At 40.9% G+C, this 20,151-nt stretch carries 17 protein-coding genes; 8 read left to right on the top strand and 9 right to left on the bottom strand.

The window, feature by feature from the left end; all coding sequences use genetic code 11:
* Positions 1 to 3: 3 nt before the first annotated feature.
* On the bottom strand, positions 4 to 1,164 hold the full coding sequence (locus tag BM156_RS19590; RefSeq protein WP_093921605.1) for an iron-containing alcohol dehydrogenase: 1,161 nt from the start codon (positions 1,162 to 1,164) through the stop codon (positions 4 to 6).
* A 207-nt stretch (positions 1,165 to 1,371) separates the two neighbouring features.
* On the opposite strand from BM156_RS19590, the gene BM156_RS19585 reads away from it, so the two are divergent.
* The 3 genes from BM156_RS19585 to BM156_RS19575 all read left to right on the top strand — a co-directional run bounded on the left by BM156_RS19585 (position 1,372) and on the right by BM156_RS19575 (position 3,754).
* A complete protein-coding gene (locus BM156_RS19585) occupies positions 1,372 to 1,947 on the top strand; it encodes a hypothetical protein (protein WP_093921604.1) in 576 nt (191 codons plus the stop codon).
* A gap of 229 nt (positions 1,948 to 2,176) precedes the next feature.
* A complete protein-coding gene (locus tag BM156_RS19580; protein ID WP_093921603.1) occupies positions 2,177 to 2,884 on the top strand; it encodes a head GIN domain-containing protein in 708 nt (235 codons plus the stop codon).
* A 213-nt stretch (positions 2,885 to 3,097) separates the two neighbouring features.
* Positions 3,098 to 3,754, top strand: coding sequence for a tetratricopeptide repeat protein (locus tag BM156_RS19575; protein ID WP_093921602.1), 657 nt, complete (start codon positions 3,098 to 3,100; stop codon positions 3,752 to 3,754).
* Between the two features lie 49 nt (positions 3,755 to 3,803).
* On the opposite strand, the gene BM156_RS19570 is transcribed toward BM156_RS19575, so the two are convergent.
* A complete protein-coding gene (locus BM156_RS19570; protein ID WP_093921601.1) occupies positions 3,804 to 4,703 on the bottom strand; it encodes an SMP-30/gluconolactonase/LRE family protein in 900 nt (299 codons plus the stop codon).
* Positions 4,704 to 4,804: 101 nt separating this feature from the next.
* On the opposite strand from BM156_RS19570, the gene BM156_RS19565 reads away from it, so the two are divergent.
* Positions 4,805 to 5,446, top strand: a complete 642-nt coding sequence (locus BM156_RS19565; protein WP_093921600.1) for a DUF2490 domain-containing protein — start codon at positions 4,805 to 4,807, stop codon at positions 5,444 to 5,446.
* Between the two features lie 31 nt (positions 5,447 to 5,477).
* On the opposite strand, the gene BM156_RS19560 is transcribed toward BM156_RS19565, so the two are convergent.
* From BM156_RS19560 to BM156_RS19550, 3 genes are all read right to left on the bottom strand, one after another.
* On the bottom strand, positions 5,478 to 7,559 hold the full coding sequence (locus BM156_RS19560) for a TonB-dependent receptor (RefSeq protein ID WP_093921599.1): 2,082 nt from the start codon (positions 7,557 to 7,559) through the stop codon (positions 5,478 to 5,480).
* 270 nt (positions 7,560 to 7,829) lie between these two features.
* On the bottom strand, positions 7,830 to 9,107 hold the full coding sequence (locus BM156_RS19555) for a replication-associated recombination protein A (protein ID WP_093921598.1): 1,278 nt from the start codon (positions 9,105 to 9,107) through the stop codon (positions 7,830 to 7,832).
* An 82-nt stretch (positions 9,108 to 9,189) separates the two neighbouring features.
* Positions 9,190 to 11,112, bottom strand: coding sequence for a tetratricopeptide repeat protein (locus BM156_RS19550; protein WP_093921597.1), 1,923 nt, complete (start codon positions 11,110 to 11,112; stop codon positions 9,190 to 9,192).
* 327 nt (positions 11,113 to 11,439) lie between these two features.
* Between BM156_RS19550 and BM156_RS19545 the strand changes: the two genes are divergently transcribed.
* Positions 11,440 to 12,012, top strand: a complete 573-nt coding sequence (locus BM156_RS19545; RefSeq protein WP_093921596.1) for a DNA-3-methyladenine glycosylase I — start codon at positions 11,440 to 11,442, stop codon at positions 12,010 to 12,012.
* Between the two features lie 667 nt (positions 12,013 to 12,679).
* Here BM156_RS19545 and floA read toward each other — a convergent pair.
* Genes floA through BM156_RS19525 form a run of 4 tightly spaced genes read right to left on the bottom strand, consistent with a single transcriptional unit; the run spans position 12,680 to position 15,762 of the window.
* Complete coding sequence (gene floA, locus BM156_RS19540) at positions 12,680 to 13,687, bottom strand: flotillin-like protein FloA (RefSeq protein ID WP_317614674.1); 1,008 nt, start codon at positions 13,685 to 13,687, stop codon at positions 12,680 to 12,682.
* Positions 13,687 to 14,160, bottom strand: coding sequence for an NfeD family protein (locus BM156_RS19535; protein WP_093921595.1), 474 nt, complete (start codon positions 14,158 to 14,160; stop codon positions 13,687 to 13,689). The genes floA and BM156_RS19535 overlap by 1 nt, the downstream gene beginning before the upstream one ends.
* Positions 14,161 to 14,170: 10 nt before the next feature.
* Complete coding sequence (locus BM156_RS19530; protein ID WP_212733563.1) at positions 14,171 to 14,452, bottom strand: ATP-dependent Clp protease adaptor ClpS; 282 nt, start codon at positions 14,450 to 14,452, stop codon at positions 14,171 to 14,173.
* An 11-nt stretch (positions 14,453 to 14,463) separates the two neighbouring features.
* The gene (locus tag BM156_RS19525) at positions 14,464 to 15,762 is read right to left on the bottom strand and encodes a tetratricopeptide repeat protein (RefSeq protein ID WP_170847021.1); all 1,299 of its coding nucleotides are present in this window, start codon (positions 15,760 to 15,762) and stop codon (positions 14,464 to 14,466) included.
* A gap of 164 nt (positions 15,763 to 15,926) precedes the next feature.
* On the opposite strand from BM156_RS19525, the gene bcp reads away from it, so the two are divergent.
* From bcp to thrA, 3 genes are all read left to right on the top strand, one after another.
* On the top strand, positions 15,927 to 16,391 hold the full coding sequence (bcp, locus tag BM156_RS19520; protein ID WP_093921593.1) for a thioredoxin-dependent thiol peroxidase: 465 nt from the start codon (positions 15,927 to 15,929) through the stop codon (positions 16,389 to 16,391).
* 5 nt (positions 16,392 to 16,396) lie between these two features.
* Positions 16,397 to 17,422: a recombinase RecA gene (gene recA, locus BM156_RS19515; RefSeq protein WP_093921592.1), complete on the top strand. Its 1,026-nt coding sequence runs from the start codon at positions 16,397 to 16,399 to the stop codon at positions 17,420 to 17,422.
* A gap of 271 nt (positions 17,423 to 17,693) precedes the next feature.
* Positions 17,694 to 20,123, top strand: coding sequence for a bifunctional aspartate kinase/homoserine dehydrogenase I (gene thrA / locus BM156_RS19510; protein WP_093921591.1), 2,430 nt, complete (start codon positions 17,694 to 17,696; stop codon positions 20,121 to 20,123).
* Positions 20,124 to 20,151 lie beyond the last annotated feature (28 nt).

The following is a 20,151-nucleotide window of genomic DNA, read 5'->3' as shown; positions in this document are numbered from 1 at the left end:
ATTTTATAAACGATCTTCCAAAATCGCCTGAATTTCTTTTGGGCCGATATCGACTTTTTCTCCAATTTTCATTCCGCGTTCTTCAAAGCGGTTCGTGATTTTTTCAATCGTACTATTCGGAACTTCATAATCAGGGAGGGTTGTTTTTATTCCAACCGACTCAAAAAAGGCAATGGTTTTCTGGATGGTCTGATCAATCCGTTCATCAACGGAGCCTTCCGAAATATTCCAGATGCGTTCACCATATTGTAGAATTTTATCTTGCTTTTCTTTGCGACGAATATGCATCATTCCAGGAAGAACAATGGCCAGTGTTCGGGCGTGATCAATGCCATGGTAAGCGGTTAATTCATGGCCAATCATGTGTGTACCCCAATCTTGAGGAACTCCCATTCCAATTAAGCCGTTCAAAGCCATGGTTGCACTCCACATGAAGTTGGCAGCCGCTTCATAATTTTGGCGGTCGGCCAATACTTTTGGGCCTTCTTCAATTAAGGTGTGTAAAATGCCTTCGGCAAAACGATCTTGTAGTGGAGCATCAGCCGGGAAGGTCAGGTATTGTTCCATCACATGCACAAAAGCGTCAACCACTCCGTTGGCAACTTGCCGGTCGGGAAGAGAGAAAATAACTTCTGGATCAAGGATTGAAAACTGAGGCATGACAGCAGTTGAGCCGAAGGCCAGTTTTTCCTGGGTCGAAACGCGTGTTACCACCGAGTTTCCATTCATTTCAGACCCTGTAGCTGGGAGTGTAATTACGGCTCCGATTGGAAGTGCTTCTGTTACGATGATCTCGCTTCTTTTGGCACAAATATCCCAAGGATCATCTCCCTCATACAGCGCGGCAGCTGCAATAAATTTGGTTCCATCAAGGACCGAACCACCACCAACAGCGAGTAGATAATCGATTTTTTCGTTCTTAACAACTTCTACTGCTTTCATCAGCGTTTCATAATGTGGGTTGGGCTCAATTCCTCCAAACTCCACAATATCCATTCCTTGGGTAGCTGCCTTAACTTGGTCATAAACTCCATTCTTAAAAATACTTCCTCCACCATAGGTTAAAAGGATTTTTTTATTGGCGGGGAGTTCTTTTGAGAGCTTGGTAATTTGCCCTTTCCCAAAGCATATCTTTACGGGATTCTTAAAATCGAAATTATACATGTTTGAAAAATTTTAGGTGAAACATCAAATTTAATAAACCTTACTCACATTTGTTGTTAATAAAGTTTAAAGGTCATGGGCTAAGTCGATATCGAGAACAAAAGTTAGCTGGAAAGCTTTTTCCATTTGTTTCTCCTATTTGTTGAATTATATAGTCTTTCCTTCCCCTGACTAAGGGAACTTTTCTATTTTTGTTTTATGGAAAACATGGAACTAAAAGAACGGATTGGCAATTTGACGGATGAAGCATTGATTGATCTGCTGAGGCAGCGTAATTCCTACGAACCCATTGCAGTACAGTTTGCTATTGAAGAAGCGATCAAGCGGGGAGTGCTGCAATCGAAAGCTGATTTGGACTTAGCGCAATTTGCTGTAAGTGAAAAGTCTACAAAGTCGATCTTCCCTCACCTGACAACAGCTCTGCAATTCTCAAAAGTGTTTTCCAGCTTAACTCGCATGCTTTGCCTGATTGCAGTTGTTCCCTTGGTGCTTGGACTCCTGGAATTGACCGAAAACAATAGCAACGAGGCTGCCTTTTTATTACTAACAGGAGGCAGCTGGCTAACGTTAAGTGTGCTTTTAGCTCGACAAAAGAAAGCTGTTTTTGCCTATGCTCTTATAGGTGTATTAGTTGCTGCTTTGGGATATATGGCTCTGCAAAAAATGACTTTTTCATACCTGCAGCTTGCCGATTGGGTGGTCATTGCAGTGGGAATTCTGTTGATTGCTTATGTGCTGTTCTATTTGGCGGTGCTTGTAAATCGATATCAAGCAAAAAAGTAAGCTGCGCATTACCTTTAGTCGGGATTTTTTATAAGACAGGATGAAGCTGATAGTTTGTAAACCTAAAAGATTCCGACAACTGATCTCTGTTTACCTGTGAAAAATGGGGGTTTATCGAAAAAGTTAGCTCTAAGGGGGGCATTTTATCTACTTTTACCTAAACGATTTTGATTTGACAAGTTCAATGATTGATTGTTTTTCGAACAGATAATACCGTAAAGCAGACCTTATGAAGATAACTCAAATTACAACTTTACTTTTTCTAAGTGTTTTTGTGCTTAGCCCTTTTTTCTCCCTGGCAAATAAGGAATGGGATGATGATGATGTGCGTACCTATGATGTTGAGAACTTTCAACGAGTCGTGCTTGAAGGTGGTTATAAGGTAATTTTGGAGCAATCGGGAAAGCCAGGACTCCGAATTAAAGCCGATGAAGAATCCTTTGAATACATTGATGTTGACAGTGACAATGGGACGCTTCATGTTGAGCTAAAAGAAAAGCATTTCAATTTTGAAAGCATGATCCTCTACATTGAATTTGAGCAACTGGAGTCATTGAAAATTGAAGGAGGCGTTAAGTTAGAAACCAAGGGCTATCTTGATTTGAATGATTTTTACTTGTCGGTTGAGGGGGGAGCGAAAATTGAGATGGAAATGAAAGCCGAAGAAGTTCATTTGCAAGGAGAAGGTGGCGTGAGTTATACTTTTCGGGGAGTTGCCCGCAAGATGGATGTTCGCTTATCGGGAGCTGGACACTTAAATGCAAATGACTTTAAAACCGAAGAAGTGGCGATTGACATTGAAGGTGTTGGAGGGGCATCGGTTTATGCAACGAAATATTTAAAAGCCCAAATCGAGGGCGTTGGGAAAATACGTTATCGAGGAAATCCGCAAATAGACAAGAATATCGAGGGCATTGGTTTTGTTCGCCCTGATTAGTTTTTAGATTAGTTAGTAAATGAAATACAGGATACTGACGGTATTCTGTATTTTTTTGCGCTATAATTGGTTGTTAATGAGAGAATAAAATCGGAGCAGATTGATTTTTGTTTAGTTTTTTAAATCATTATTGTTACTTTTGAGAAACTTCAAAAAAAGAGGGTTGAAAAAGTTAACCGTATTAATTTAATAAAACTGAAAAGCGAATAAATTATGAAGCGATTTTTTTTAGTAATTGTATTTTGCCTGGGAATGGTAGCCGGTTTTGCACAGGATGCAGTGGATGCCGTTCAATTGAAGAATGATGGAAATGATGCTTTGAGAGGCAAAGATTACAAAAAGGCTCTGGAGTTATTTGAGAAATCAATTGCCAATTGGGGCGAAGAGGAAGAGGACAATGCAATGATCTACAATGCAGGTTATTGTGCGTATAAAGTGAAAGCTTATGAAAAGGCTGTCAAGTATTTTGACCAGTCTATTCAAAATAACTACAAAACTTCTACTGCTTACTTGTACAAAGCAAACTCACAACGTAAAGCAAAAGACGAAGAAGGTTTTATTGCGACATTGGAAGCTGGTATTGCAGCTAATCCCAATAGTACAAAGATGAAATCAATGCTTTCAACTTACTACTTGAAAGAAGGTAATGCCTTCTACAAAAAAGGTGCTGCCATTTTGAAACAAGCTGCTGCCGATGTTGCTGCTGGGAAATTCAAAACAACGGATGATCAGTACAAACAAGCAACAACTAAGGCAAAAGAAGAATTCAAAAAATCATTGCCTTTGTTTGATAAAGCTTTGGAGTTAACTCCTAATAATGACACTGCAAAGCAATTGAAAGCTGCAGCAAGTCAGGCGATCAACGGATAGTTATTAAAATGATTATAGTGACAAAAGCTGCTCTTCGGGGCGGCTTTTGTTAGTTTACGCCTTTTACTCGCATTGCTATAGAGTAAACAGAAGTTCGTGCGGTGATAAAGAGCGTTTGTCGATTCTTTCCGCCAAAACAAACATTTGAGGGGCGCTCTGGTACCTCAATTTCTCCAAGTTTATCTCCTTTTGCAGAAAAGACTGAAACGACCGAATTCGTCAGATAAACGTTTCCCTGATTGTCGATTGTCATTCCATCGGAACCCTCAGGTGCAAAAAAGGTCTTCTGAGCTAAGTGACCATCGGCTTCAATCGTATATTTCCAAATCTTCTTTGCGCGTATATCCGAGATGTAAAGTTGTTTTCCATCTGGAGTTCCGATTAGTCCGTTGGGCATTTCAAAACCTTCAGCTACTCGCATAAGATCTCCATTAGGCTTGAAACAATATGCAGCTCGTTGATCTTGCACTTCCTCATGACCTTCGGGCCACCATGGTCGATGGTAATAGCTATCCGAAAAGTAAATGTTTCCATTGGGGTGAATCCACAAATCGTTAGGGCCGTTTAAATGCTTGCCTTGGTATCCTTCGACTAAAACTGTTTTATTCCCTTGTTTGTCTATGCCAATTAACTTGTTGCGGTAGTCAGCACAAGCAATCAACACACTATCGGATAGAAAGTAAAGGCCGTTGGCTCTTTCGCCATCTACTTCCCATTCTGTTATTTGATCAGGCTCTTGCCATCGGTAGATTTTATTATTGGGCTGGTCGGTGAAATAAACTTCTCCTAACGAGTTAACTGCGGGGCCTTCAGTAAATGAAAAGCCTGAGGCAACTTGAGTGATGGAGCCCTTCGTTTTTATCAAATGATCGATGGCGGAAGCCATTTGTGCACGGTTTTCGAAACTGCTTGTTAGGTTTAGAATGAGCAAAATAAGGAGTATTCGCATGGTTAATTAGGTTTCGTGTGAAAGACTAAGATACTTATTTAAACCGAAATTGATTTTGAAAGGCTATCTTTGTCGGCTATTAAAAAAAAGGAGAATACGTTGTGAAACGCTTATTGGGATTGTTTGTTTTGCTTGCTTGCGTAATTTCAAGCCAAGCTCAGGAAGAGAAAAAGTTCTATTTGTGGAATACTTCATGTGTACATCTGAAGCTAAATTCGGATTATAAAATGAAGTTTAGTTCAAAAATTCATTACCTGCCAGAGGAGCATTTTCGGGATATGACTTACCTCGATTTTGCCTTATCTCGGAAAATGAATGATTGGTTTAGCTTGGGATTGGCATTTAGAGGAGCGCAAACTCGCAAGGAGACTGGAGACGTCATGGAGTATCGTCCTCAATTTGTTACAGGACTTCAATTACCAAAATCTAAAATAAAGTGTAAAACAACAAACCGGCTGGAGTATCGCACTTTTAGTGAAGGAGATGCCTATGCCAGGTATTACCACAATATTTTTGTTCGCTTTCCGGGGCAAGGAGCTTGGCCAAAACCCTACCTGGGAGAAGAGTTATTTACCAAGTTAAGTTCAGACGGAACACACTTGGCTCGTATTTACGGTGGGTTGGAAATGTTGAAACTGGACTACTTGCGTATTGATATGTACTATGTTTGGCAGCAAACCAAGCGAAACAGTGATTGGCAGGGGGCAGACGCTGTCGGAATTAACCTTCACTTTTTTATTTAAAATTGGGTGTAGTTTTGGCGACAAACAGCTTTTAAAAGAAGTAGGCGAGTTGTAGTTTCCCATTTAGGTTCCGCGATGCTCCAGGATAGTAATAACGAGGCGCATTTCCGCCAAATGAACTGGCGTTAATTAAGACCATGGAACTGTATTTTTCGTCAGTAAGGTTGTTAAGAGCCAGAAATGCTTTGAGTTGAAAATTGCCCCATTCTCTGGTGTATTGCGCTTGTAAGTTCACTACGCCATAAGCATCGGAGTATATCGAGTTATCATCCCGCAGTGGGATCTCACTGACATGTTTATAGAAAAGCTGCAAGTCAATTTTTCGCTTAAAACTGACAAGGTAACTAGCGTTGACCTGACTGCGAGGACTGCCAGTTAGTTCATTGTTTGAATAGTCGTTTTCGCCATCAACAAAGTCAATAAAAGAGTAAGGCGAATAACTTCCATTTAGTTGAAGTTGGTGGCTCCATGCGCTGGTTGGCAATGATAACTGGTAGCGCAAATCGTACTCCAAACCTGGATGAGCAGTTTTGCCGGCATTAATTCCAAAGTAAGCATCTTCTCCTACTCGCCGGGCGACTAGTAAATTTTTTACAGTCATGTAGTAAGCGGAAATATCGTAGTAAAAGCGGTCGAATAAATAGCCTCGGCTACCGAGTTCAAAATTCCAGCCACTTTCTGGTTTTATCGCGGTATTGCGATCACCATCAGGTAGTAAGGTCTCTTCTAAACTTGGAGGTGAAAAACCATGGCTAACTTGCGCATATATATTTTTTCGTTGGCTTAGTTCATAATTCATTGCCAGGCGTGGCGAGTACATGAGTTTAAAAGTGTGTTTCCCCGACTGATTACCATTCGTCAAAAACTGGTCGGTGTAATTGTACCGGGTTTGGTTGAGGTTTAGCCCTGCTGAAAGGTGCCATTTGCTAGCAAAATGATATTCTAGCTGGGTAAAAATATTGAAGTAATTACGTCGTTCTCGATTATCGGAAAGAGTATCTCTGGGAGCCCGGTCTTCGGTATTTTGGTAGGTTTCCCAATGGTAGGTTTCAAAAAACGTTTCATTACCAAGAAGAAATTTCCAATGTCCTTCGGTTGTTTTAATCATTTTTTCCAAAACCATCCTGGCACCAAGGTAATGGCTACTTTCTTTTAGAAAATTGAAAGGGCGCAACTCATCAGCTTTTCTTCGCTGTCCAAAAAGTCCAATGGTGGAATGCCAGCGGTTTTTCCATTCAGAGTCTATGGAGGCACCGAAAAGGCTCTTTTCTGAATCTTCATACCCTCGGATAGCTGCCCAATTTCCAGCGGCTTCCTGTGGGGAATCTTCAAATGTTTCAATGTTTATTGAGCTCGGAATATAGGCTTTTAAGTCAGTATGATTGGCGATGAAGTGGAGCTGGTGATTATCAATGCGGAGCTGTCCGGCATAGTTTAAGTTTTGACGGTCCGTTTCATTATTTCTCCGAAATCCTGCTGATTGAATGTTTTCCAAGGCAAGAAAATGGCTCTTACTGGAGTCGGATAATGCCATTTGGACATGTTGTTGTTGCGACTGAAAAGAGCCTATTCCATAGTCAAATAGAAATTGGTTTTGGCGTGCTTGTCTTGGCGAAAAAAGGATGGTTCCTCCCAATCCCGAGCCATAAAATCCGGATGCCGGTCCTTTGATGATTTCAGCACTTCCCAATACTGCCAGGTTTAAATCTTCGATACTTGTTTCACCAACCCCGTTGGTCAAGGGAATACCACCATAGTAGGCTCTAATTTTGTTTGACGCATAGGGAGACCGACTGCCAATTCCTCGAATGGTAAGTCGATTGGTTGTCAGACTGGCACTTTGCATGTAAATACCGGGTATCTGATTCAAGGTAAAATCGACGGGCTGGAGCGAGTTGCGTTCCAATTGCAAAGCAGGAATAATTGCGATGGCAGCTGGTGCTTCTTGTAGGCGACTTTCATAATGAAAGGCTTTTACGGTGATTTCATCAATGGCAAAAATGGAGTCTTCCAGGACTGTTTCGTTGTATTCTGACCAGTTATCCTGGGCTTGGAGGCTGTTAACTTGTAACAATAGAAAAACGGTAGCCAAGCCTACTAATAGGTGCTTCATCGCAGCTTATTTGAGTTTTTTGGGTTTGCAGACTTTTCCTTCTTTCTTAACCTTTGCGCCACATTTTTTACAACAATACTTGGGGGTTTCCGACTCCTCAAAATCTTTCTTCTTACAGGCTGTTTTACCCATTTGTTCAATTGTTTTTATCTATTGTCAGAAAAACAACAAAGCTTAGAAATTGTTTGTGGGGAGTGCTGAAATCGACGGAGATTCCGTAGGTTCATTAACAATTATCTCAAGCCGTAGGGTTTGGAGGATTTTGCTGGATTATTTATCGAAGCGTTTTCCCCACCAGGCTTTTAGGCGTTCCAAAATTTTAAGTTCTGAAGCATTGGATTGCGGTTTGTAAAGCCGTTCATTTTTTACCATTTCTGGAAGAAAATCCTGCTCAGCAAAATTTCCTTTATAGGCGTGGGAATACTTATAATCTTTGCCATAGCCCAGTTCTTTCATCAGCTTGGTTGGTGCATTCCGAATTTGAAGCGGAACGGGCAAGTTGCCAGTGCGTTTTACCAGTGCTTGTGCCGAGTTTATTGCCTCGTAGGCCGAGTTACTCTTGGGAGAGGTTGCTAGGTAAATGGTGCATTCCGAGAGGATAATTCGAGATTCGGGGTGCCCGATTTTATGCACGGCATCAAAAGCACTTTGCGCTAATAGTAAGGCGTTGGGATTGGCTAAGCCAATATCTTCGGCCGCTGAAATAATTAGCCGGCGGGCAATAAATTTAACATCTTCACCTCCTTCAATCATCCGGGCAAGCCAGTAGACTGCAGCATCAGGATCACTCCCTCGGATACTTTTGATAAAGGCCGAAATGATGTCGTAATGCATTTCTCCATTCTTATCGTAAATCGCCGGATTACTTTGCAGCCGTTCGGTCACCTTGTCGTTTGTCACCACAACTTTTTCATTTTCCTCCGCTAAAATCACCAATTCAAGAATGTTGAGTAGCTTACGTGCATCGCCTCCTGAAAAACGAAGCAATGATTCATATTCTTTAATGACAATTTCTTTTTGTTTTAGATCGGTGTCTTTGGTAATTGCCAATTCTAAAATGCGCTGCAGGTTAGTTTTGTCAAGATGCTTTAAGACATAGACTTGACAGCGCGATAATAGTGGGCTAATCACCTCGAATGATGGATTTTCAGTGGTGGCACCAATCAGCGTAACGGTTCCTTGTTCAACAGCTCCCAGTAGCGAGTCCTGTTGGGATTTACTGAATCGATGAATTTCATCGATAAATAGGATTGGGTTGGGGTGATTGAAGAATTGTTGCTTGCGGGCTTTCTCAATCACTTCCCGAACGTCTTTTACCCCTGAGTTGATCGCACTAAGGGTATAAAACGGGCGGTCGAGTGTATTCGCAATAATCTTTGCCAAAGTCGTTTTCCCAACTCCGGGAGGTCCCCACAAAATGATGGATGAGATGTTTCCGGACTCAATCATTTTACGCAAAACACCGCCTTCACCAACCAAATGTTCCTGGCCAATGTAGTCGTCCAGTTTTTTCGGACGAAGACGCTCTGCAAGGGGAGATCGACTCATAGTTGTATTTTTAATTTAAGGGTTTTCCGTTTGAATAATTCTAAAATGTCTGACAGATTGAAAAACTAACGATCTGTTGATTTTAGTTACAATAACGTTTAATCACATTGTAGGCATCTTGAATTCCTAATTCTCCTGCCTTACTCAAATCAACTGCACCACCATCAACTTCGTCAAGATAAATTTTGGTGAGTCCCCGGTTGTAGTAGGCTTCGGCAAAATCAGGCTGCAATTCAATCGCCTTGTCCAAGTTGCGGATCGCTTCTTGGTAGCGGCCCAATTTACAAAGAATGTAGGCTTTATTATAATAGGCAAACGGAAAATTTGGGTTGAGGTGGATACACACCTGATAATCATCCAAAATATTTTCGTAGTCGTTGATAAATTCCGAAGCTTGAGCTGAATTTCCTGAGTTTGTTCCAACCGGAATTGTAAGATCTTCCGAAAAATCAGGTAAGGATTCTAGTAACTTGACCATTTCTGTGCGGCAATTCGCCCGGCTAAAATGGGCCAAAGTACTTCTTTCGTTCAATTTCAACGCTTGGTCAAAGTCTTCCATTGCTTCGCTATATTCATTAACCAAAAACTTAAAAACTCCCCGGCTTAGGTAGTTTTGGGCGACCTGGTTTGTTTTTATTTTTTCATTGAAATAAAGGATGTTGTTTCTAAAATAGTCTATGAACTTGGAGGTCTCAATATTACTGATGGTCATGGTGGGCGTGTAATTATTGAAACTATTCAGTTCTTCCAACGCGAGGTTATAATACTGCAAGCGTTCGTAGTCGACCGAGTTCTGGCTGTATGATGAAATCACGAAAATATCCTGCAGTTCAATAACAATATTGCGGTTTTGAATGCGTCCATCATCAATTTCCTGCTCTTCGTCAGTTGGTAGGTTTCGGGTATCAGCCAGTGATAATCGGAAGCGCCGGCGATCGCGTTGCTCCTTGGTCTCCTCTTGTTGTTGCATGGAAGGCCGCTTGGGACTCTGAGCAGGAGTTTTTTGTTGTGTACTTTGACTTTGTTGAGCACTGCCTTGTTGTTGGTTGCTCGTTGAAGACTGTTGTTGAGACTGCTGACTTTGTTGGTTCTGAGCCAGTGCTTCCTCCATCATTCGTTTTCTAATATCTAAGCGAGGATCAAGCTTGGCTGCAACGTCGTAATCGTGTTCATAACCAGCTTCTCCTAAGACTTCTTTGGCAATTCCCCGGTTTAGGTAAGCATTTGGAAGTGTGGGATTAATATCAAGCGCCAAGTCGTAATCCATAATTGCACCCCGATAGTCTTCCAATTTTTGCTTAACAATCCCTCGGTTGTTGTAGGCAAAAGCATTTTGTGGATCAAGTTTTATTGTTTGATCGAAATCGCGCAAGGCAGCTGCGTAGTCTTCAAGCTCAAAGCGGGCCAACCCTCTAAGCAAATAGGCACTCGCATAGTGAGGTCGAATGATGATTGCCCGGTTCAAGTCGCGAATGGCTTCTTTTATGTCGCCCTTGAGGATGTTCGCGTTGCTTCGGTTGATAAAGCTATTGATAAAATTTGGGTTGATTTCCAGTGCTTTGTCGTAATCGGCAATGGCGCCCTCAATGTCTTTCAACGAAAGTTTGACAATTCCCCGATTATTGTATATCGCAGCATTGTTTGGGGATAGTTCCAGTGCTTTGTCGTAGTCGCTCAAAGCAGAGTCGTAATCTTTCAGCTCGAGAAAAGCAAGTCCTCTGTGCATATAAGCATCGGGGTAGTAGGGCTTAATTTTAACAGCCTGATCATAATCCCGGATAGCACCACGAAAGTCTTCAAGCTGATGTTTTGCAACGCCACGGTAATAATAAGGCTCGGGTAGTTGGGGTTTAAACTTAATGACAATGTTGAAGTTTTCTATGGCTCCAACATAGTTTCCAACCTGAATTCGAGTTTGACCTACACGGATGTAGTGGCTAATATTTAGCTGGCTAAAGGCCAGATTACTGATCAAAAGAAGTAAGATCGACAATTTGAGTTTCATGAGCAGTCAGTCTTTCTATGTAGTATTCGTTTTTCGTGCCGTGCAATTTACGAAGAGCAAAACGAATATTTGAATGTCTACGAATTAGTTTTTCGTATTTTTAGTGAAATTTCAAATTATTAACAAAAATCAAACCAATGAAAATGAAACAGAATTGTTTCAAGTTTTCAATTTATAAATTGTCCGAACATCTTGAAAGTTGAATGTCCATTGTTGAATAATACAATTATTTCTTAGCTTGAAAGCATGTGGCAGAAGTTGATAGTAGCTACTTTCTGCTGTCCATAGTCTAAGGTCTGAATATCTATAATCTAATCTTTAATCCAAATGAAAACACGTTGTGAATGGTGCCTTAAAAATGAATTGTATATTGATTACCATGATAAAGAATGGGGTGTTCCCTTACATGATGATCAAAAATTGTTTGAGTTTCTTTTATTGGAAGGCGTGCAGGCCGGCTTAAGTTGGCTTACCGTTTTAAAAAAACGAGAAAACTATCGAAAAGCCTATGATGATTTTGATCCGGTGAAAGTAGCTGTTTATGATGAGGCAAAGCTAAATGAGTTGTTGCAAAACGAGGGCTTAATCAGGAATCGATTGAAGATAGCTGCTAGTGTAAATAATGCGAAATGTTTTTTAGAGGTTCAAAAAGAGTTTGGAAGCTTTGATCGCTACATCTGGTCGTTTGTCGATTTCAAACCAATTGTTAATTATTTTGAAAGCTTATCAGAAGTTCCTGCAAAAACGCCTTTGTCAGACTTAATCAGTAAGGACTTAAAAAAGCGAGGTTTTAAGTTTGTCGGTTCTACCATTGTGTATGCACATATGCAGGCAACAGGAATGGTGAATGACCATTTAGTGAGCTGTTTTAGGCATGCCGAACTAAAAGATAAGAAATAGCCAAGAGAAAAGCCCCCAAGTGGTTAAATGATGAGTTGTTGCTTTTTTAAGAAGAACTAAGGTGTTGGAGGCGTTCGGTTTAGAGCAAAAAAAAGAGTAGATCTCCATCTACCCTTTTCTAACCTAACTAAACCAATAAAACTAATCAAACCTAAACTTATGAAATAAAATCTACGGCAAATATATGTTTTAAAACACAAATATGTGTTAAGCCAATATTAAAAATTGTGTTGTAGAACATTTTTTTGAAAAGCCTTATTTCGAAAAGAGCTTAAAAAAAAGAGTAGATCTCCATCTACCCTTTTCTAACCTAACTAAACCAATAAAACTAATCAAACCTAAACTTATGAAATAAATTCAGTGGCAAAGATATGCCGGGGAGCAGAAATGAGTGTTAAGCGAATATTAAAAGTTGTGTTGTAGAACAGTTCCGTATTTTTTGCATCTTTATTCTTACTGTAACTTATTGTCGCTGAATGGATGTGTAGGTGAATTGGAGATGCGTTGTTGATTGTTAATTCAAAGTTAATAGGGCTAAATCATCTTTTTTGAAAAGAAATTACGCTTGCTCGAAATAATTATCTTGGTTTTTTATATAGCCTCAGCTAGTCAATAAAAAAGGGTACAACTATTCGTTGCACCCTTGTAATATCTGGTTGGATCTGGATTACTTTTTCTTTTTCTTCTCTTCTCCGGCAATTGAATCCCTCATAGACGTATCTGCCATGATGTTTTTGTATTTCATGTAGTCCATGATTCCTAGATTTCCTGATTTGAAAGCTTCAGAAATAGCCAGTGGTACTTGAGCCTCAGCTTCAATAACTTTCGCACGCATTTCTTGTGCTTTCGCAATCATCTCTTGTTCTAGAGCGACAGCCATTGCACGACGCTCTTCAGCTTTCGCCTGAGCAATGTTTTTATCAGCACTTGCTTGATCAATTTGCAAACCAGCTCCAATGTTTTTACCTATATCAATATCAGCGATATCAATTGAAAGTATTTCGAAAGCAGTTCCGGCATCGAGGCCTTTGTCTAGAACGACTTTTGAAATCGAATCTGGATTTTCCAATACTGCTTTGTGTGTGTGCGATGAACCTATCGATGATACGATTCCTTCGCCAACACGAGCAAGAATGGTGTCTTCACCTGCACCACCAACCAATTGTTTGATGCTTGCACGAACGGTAACTCGAGCTTTTGCAATCAACTGTATTCCATCTTTGGCAACAGCAGCAACAGGAGGGGTGTCAATTACTTTGGGGTTTACCGACATTTGTACTGCTTCAAATACATCACGACCGGCAAGGTCAATGGCTGTGGCCATGTTAAAGCCCAAATCAATATTTGCTTTTTCAGCAGAGACCAGCGCATGAACAACCATGTCAACTTTTCCTCCAGCCAGGTAGTGAGCTTCCAGTTTATCGCGGTCAAGTTTGATTCCAGCCTTTGTTCCTTCAATGAGTGCGCGAACAATAATTGAGGGCGGAACCTTCCTGAAACGCATCAGGAAAAGCTGCAACAGCGAAATACGAACACCAGATACTAAGGCCGAAAACCAGAGGCCAATAGGGATAAAGTACAGGATAATGATTAGTAGGACAAAAATTCCTACAACTAATCCAAAAGTTCCAAAATATTCTATCATAACTAATCCAAAAGTTCCAAAATATTCCATTATTCTTGATTTATGGGTTCAACAATTACTTGTGTTTTCAATACTTCAATGACGCGGATTTTTACGTTTGGATCAACGAAGCCTGTGGCTGATTTGGCTTCCATAATTTGCTCGTTGATGCGTACTTTACCAGTGGGAACTAAGCGTCCAAGGGTGATTCCTTCGTCGCCTTCATGGATCGTCTGCGAATCGATTTGGTCTACATGACCATCAATCTCCGAATTGAGTAGCATTTTTTTCCCGGTTCGGCTTTGAAAAAAGCGGAAGACAACTACTGGTGCGGCAATTAAAACAACTGCCAAGGTGATAATTCCTGCCACGACCCCATAGGTGTCAAAAGCTAAGTAAACACTGGCTCCTAATAACAATACACCGCCAATTCCGGCGATGGTGATTCCTGGAATAACAACAAACTCCAACAGGAGTAATAAGATTCCAAGGAAAATCAGGAATAGAATGATTAATATGGTCATTTGCTACAGGTTAATCGATGGTGGCTGTTAGTTCACGAGCAACCAAGGCTTTCTTCATTGGACTAAGATAAGTAAAACTTCCCTTTTTAACATCACATTTCCCCTTATAATGTGTGATTAAAGTGCATTGGGTTGCTTGTTCTGCATCGTGTTCACAAACACTGATGAGGGCATCAATAACATAGTCGAAACTATGGTGGTCATCGTTGTGCAAAATCAGGAAACGAGCTTCCTCTTCTTTTGTTTTTTTTACCTGCTCTGACTGTTTTTCCGGAGATTCTTTTGCTTTCATGGTCATGGCTTTCATTCTTCTGATATCTTTCGAGCTTCTTGCACCGAAATTCGTTGACCGTCTTGATAGGCGGCAATAAACGCATCTTTTACACCTTCGGTACGTACCTGCGATTGCATTTGCAGTGCATCGTTGTATGATTTTAACTCACCGACGGTATAAACAGTAACTCCTTTTTCATCAGTATATTGGTCAATCCTTCGAATAATTGCTAGCTTCTTATACAGGCGCTGTACCCAGTCTGGCGGTGTTTTACTGTATGCACCGATCTGTATCTTATATACGACTCCTTTGTCAACAACGACCGGCTCTTCAGGTAGCATGGTTTTGACCAGGCTGTCGGGTAGCACAATTGGCTTTTGTGCTTCCAACTTTTCAATGCGTTTTTGTTCACGGGCATGTTGAATGCTATCTTCCATTTGGCGAACCTGTAGCGCAAAATCTTGAATCGATTGAGCAGATTGACCGTCCCAGTATGCTTTCTCCAGCGCACGTGCTTCAGCATAAAACTGATTGATAGCCTGTGTTTGCTGGTAAGTTTCTTTTTCAAGTTGAAGGATTTGTTCTGCAATTTTATTTTTATTGCTAGCCAGCGCAGTCTTGTACGCATTACGTAATCGACTGGTTTGTTCCTGGATATTATTCAGGTTTTGTTCGGCTTGCCAGGCTTTTACAAAAGCATTCAATGAATTTTTGCTGTTAAACTGATCAATGTTCAGGTATTTTATGGTCGCATTTACCTGAAAATTAATTAAGCTGTCAGCTAGGCCTGTCGGAATTTCAACGACTTCGGGGATTAGCTCTTCTTCTGGAGCAGCTGTTTCCTCTTGTTCTTCTGTAATTTCTTCTTCAGGCACAGGGAAAGGATTAACTTGCTGTTCGCAAAGCTCGATTAATTCTTCGATACGGGTCGAGCGTTTTTCCCTCTTTTTGGCTTCCTTGTCGTATTGCTGATAATATTGGAGTGCCTCGGAGAAATTATTTTCGGCGTGAAAACACTGCCCTAAATAGTAGAAACTCTTGGCAGGGGTATCATCTCCCAGGGCAATTTGAAGAGCATTTCTGGCTTGTTGTGAAAAATTCTCTGTTTCGACCAAACACATACCCAAATAGTAGTTTAGTTCCTTGTCCTGAGGGTATAAGTGAACCAAATCCTCAAAATAGGGAAGTGCTTCGGAATAGTTGCCGTTTTCCACAAAATCCTTCGCCAATTGCTCTGGATCATTTTGTGCCTGAGTGCTTTTAGTAAAGAAAGCAGAAATGAGCACAAACAATAAGAGAAATGAAGTTGTTTTCAAAGAAGTTGTCATGTTTTCGCACATATTAGCTAAATCGTTTTCGAAAGTAAAATTACAAAAAATGTTGAAAGCTAATTTTTCTTTAACTGTTTAGTTTTTGTTAGTTTTTCGAGCGTGAAAACGCTGATATTTATCATTAATTCAAGTATATTTGTCTAATTAAACAAAAAAAATGTATGGCATTGTTAGAAAAAGGTGAAGTTGCACCTAACTTTAAGGGACTTAATCAAAATAACGAAACCATTTCTTTGTCGGATTTTAAAGGCAAAAAGTTAATTTTATACTTTTATCCGAAAGATAATACACCTGGGTGTACGGCTGAATCCTGTAACCTGAACGATAATTATGATGCTTGGTTGGCTAAAGGCTACGAGGTCATAGGGGTTAGCCCGGACAGTGTGGCATCGCACAAAAAATTTGCTGATAAGTTTAGCTTTGGGTTTAACCTGATTGCTGATACCGAAAAGGAAATTTTGCAGGCGTATGGTGTGTGGGGTGAAAAGAACATGTACGGAAGAAAATACATGGGAGTATTGCGGACAACTTATGTGATTAACGAAGAAGGTGTTATCGAGGAAGTGTTTGCAAAGGTGAAAACAAAGGATCATACAAACCAAATAATCAAAGCTCTAGATTTATAGTAACTATGGCAAAAGAAGACACGAATGTAAATAAGGAAAAGCTGAAAGCCCTTCAGCTTACCATGGATAAAATTGAAAAAAGTTACGGAAAAGGCTCGATCATGAAAATGGGGGATCGCCCTGTTGAAGATGTTCCGGCAATTTCTTCCGGCTCAATTGGCTTGGATATTGCTTTGGGGGTCGGTGGATTTCCCAAGGGAAGAATTGTCGAGATTTATGGGCCTGAGTCATCTGGTAAAACGACTTTGGCGATTCATGCAATTGCTGAGGCTCAAAAGGCGGGAGGCATTGCTGCCATCATTGATGCAGAGCATGCGTTTGATCCATATTATGCCAAAAAGCTTGGTGTTGATACCGATGAATTGTTGATTTCTCAGCCGGATAACGGAGAACAAGCATTGGAAATTGCCGATAACCTGATTCGCTCTGGTGCAATTGATATTGTTGTCATTGACTCGGTGGCTGCCTTGACTCCAAAATCGGAAATCGAAGGTGAAATGGGTGACTCCAAAATGGGCTTGCAGGCTCGTTTGATGTCACAAGCCTTGCGTAAGCTTACCGGTACGATTAATAAAACCAAGACTTGCTGTATTTTTATCAACCAGCTGCGTGAAAAAATCGGCGTCATGTTTGGAAACCCCGAGACGACTACGGGGGGTAATGCACTTAAGTTTTACTCTTCTGTACGTTTGGATATTCGGCGGATTGGACAAATTAAAGATGGCGAAGAAGTGATGGGGAACCATACCCGCGTAAAAGTGGTGAAAAACAAGGTGGCTCCACCATTCCGTAAAGCAGAGTTTGATATTATGTATGGTGAAGGAATTTCCAAAGTGGGAGAGATTATTGATTTGGGAGTAAATTACAACATCATTAAGAAAAGTGGTTCATGGTTTAGCTATGGCGAAACAAAACTTGGGCAAGGGCGTGAGGCGGTGAAAAATATTTTGCGCGATAACCAGGAATTAGCTCAGGAGTTAGAAACGAAAATTATTGAAGCTGTAGCTACGGCTGCTGCTACGATGCAATAAAAATGAATTAACTTGCAGTTGATGTCTGGGTGAGGCTATAACTGCTTCATCCAGATTTTTTTTGAAAAATTGTAAGGTTTTTGGGAGTGAATGATAGAATAAGCGAATGTCAAAGTATTAGGAAACAATTCATTAGTAGGTAATGGTCCGGAAGCGAAATTAGAATGACTGGTTCTAGTTATTTTATCTACTTGTCGATGGGACTGCCGTCGTAATTAAAAATCCCAATAAGGTGTCTAAAATCTAACGTCTTAAATAAAAATATAAACGAATGAAAGTGTTGAAATTTGGCGGTACTTCAGTAGGAAGTGCCGAAAATATCCGGAGAGTTAAAGAGATCGTTAAAAATCAGCAGGACGATGTTATCGTTGTGGTGTCTGCATTGGGCGGAATTACCGATAAAATATTGAATGCAGCCCGAATGGCAGTGATGGGTACGGAATATTTCAACACGGAAATGACGGGAATTAAAGAACGGCACGAAGAAGTGGTGGAGGCTTTGTTTAATGGCGAACAGAAAGAGACCGTAAAAGAAACTGTCATTCATTTGCTTGATGAGTTAGATAAAGTGATTCAAGGCGTTTCAATGATTGGGGAGTTGACTCCCAAAACCTTGGATAAGATTGGCGGTTTTGGGGAGCGTTTGTCTTCGCATATTATCAGTCAGTTTATCGACGGTGCTCAGTGGGTTGATTCTTCCAAACTAATTAAAACAGACAGTGCTTTTGGCCGGGCTTTGGTTGACTTTGAGAAATCCGAAAAGTTGGTGCAAGAAGCCTTCAATGGATTTTCTGGAATTTGTGTTGCTCCGGGATTTGTGTCTAGCAACAACGCTGGAGAATATACAACTTTGGGACGTGGTGGCTCTGATTATACGGCAGCGATTTTTGCGGCAGCCTTGGATGCCCATGTGTTGGAAATCTGGACCGATGTTGATGGCTTTATGACGGCTGATCCACGGGTCATCCGGAAGGCATATACAATTGAGTCGTTAAGTTATTCCGAAGCGATGGAATTGTCGCATTTTGGAGCAAAGGTGATTTATCCGCCAACAATTTTGCCGGTGTACCAGAAAGGGATTCCGATTCAGATTAAAAATACCATGAAGCCAGAAGCGGAAGGTTCATTGATTCGGGAAAGCGAACCCAATGGGAAGGATCGGCCGATTAAAGGAATTTCATCCATTTCAAATATTAGCCTGATTACCGTTCAAGGACTAGGAATGGTAGGAGTGACTGGGATTTCCATGCGTTTGTTTGGGGCACTTGCCCGGGAAGATATCAACGTGATTTTGATTTCACAGGCTTCTTCTGAAAACTCCATCTCGTTTGCGGTAGATACACCTAAGGCTGAAGCAGCTGAACAGGCAATAAGTAACGAGTTTGAGCGTGAAATAGCTGGTCAGCAAATTAATAAAGTGGAAGTTGAGAGTGGCTTATCGATTGTGGCTATCGTTGGCGAAAACATGAAGCAAACAACAGGTATTGCCGGAAAGCTTTTCAACACCATCGGTAAAAACGGGGTGAACATCATCGCCATTGCACAGGGAGCTTCGGAGTTAAATATTTCATGGGTGGTAAAAGACGGCGATCTGCGAAAAACATTGAATGTCGTTCATGAATCATTCTTCTTATCTGAAAATGTTGAGGTCAATATTTTCATGTTGGGGATTGGTTTAGTTGGTGGAAACTTGTTGCAACAAGTTCGTCAGCAACAGGAGAAACTGATGAAGGAAAAGCACCTGAAATTGAAACTGGTTGGTGTCGCCAATTCGAAGAAAATGTTGCTCGATCGCGATGGAATTGCCATTGATGGTTTTAAGGAGCGCTTGGATGCAGAAGGAGAACAATCGGGCTTGGAAGCCTACAAGCAAGCGGTGATTGATATGAATATTTTCAACCCGGTTTTTGTTGACTGTACGGCTTCAAATGATGCCGCTGATTTGTATGCCGATTTGCTGAATGCCAACGTGTCGATTGTGACTGCCAATAAAGTGGCTGCATCTTCGGAATATGAAAATTATTTGAAGCTGAAGAAAATAGCCAAACAAAAAGGAATCAAATTCTTGTTTGAAACCAATGTTGGAGCAGGTTTACCAATCATTAATACCTTGAATGATTTAGTGAATGCAGGCGATAAAATTCAGAAGATTGAAGCAGTTCTTTCAGGAACGCTAAATTTTATTTTCAATACAATTGCTCAAGATGTTCCCATGAGTAAGACCATTAAAATGGCTCAAGAGGAAGGCTATTCGGAACCAGATCCACGGATTGACCTGAGTGGGATTGATGTGGTTCGTAAGTTGATGATTTTGGTTCGTGAGTCGGGCTATCGGATTGATAAAGAAGATGTGGTCATTAATAAGTTTATTCCTGATGAATTTTTCGACGGAAGTATGGAAGACTTCTGGGATGGAGTATCCAATCTTGATGCGGATTTTGAGCAACGCCGTCAAAAGCTGGAGTCGGAAAATAAATGCTGGCGTTTTGTGGCCAAATATGAAGATGGAAAAGCAGAAGTTGGCTTGCAGGAGATTGAACAAGGACATCCCTTCTTTGATTTGCAGGGAAGTAATAACCTGGTGATGTTCACAACGGAGCGCTACCATGAGTTCCCAATGATTATTAAAGGCTATGGGGCAGGTGCCGAGGTAACGGCAGCTGGCGTCTTTGCTGATATTATTCGGGTTTCGAATGTGTAATGCATGTTGTTCAGCTTGTCATAGGAAT

Source organism: Sunxiuqinia elliptica, assembly GCF_900113005.1.
Lineage (GTDB): Bacteria > Bacteroidota > Bacteroidia > Bacteroidales > Prolixibacteraceae > Sunxiuqinia > Sunxiuqinia elliptica.
This window is presented reverse-complemented; position numbering and strand designations above follow the sequence as displayed.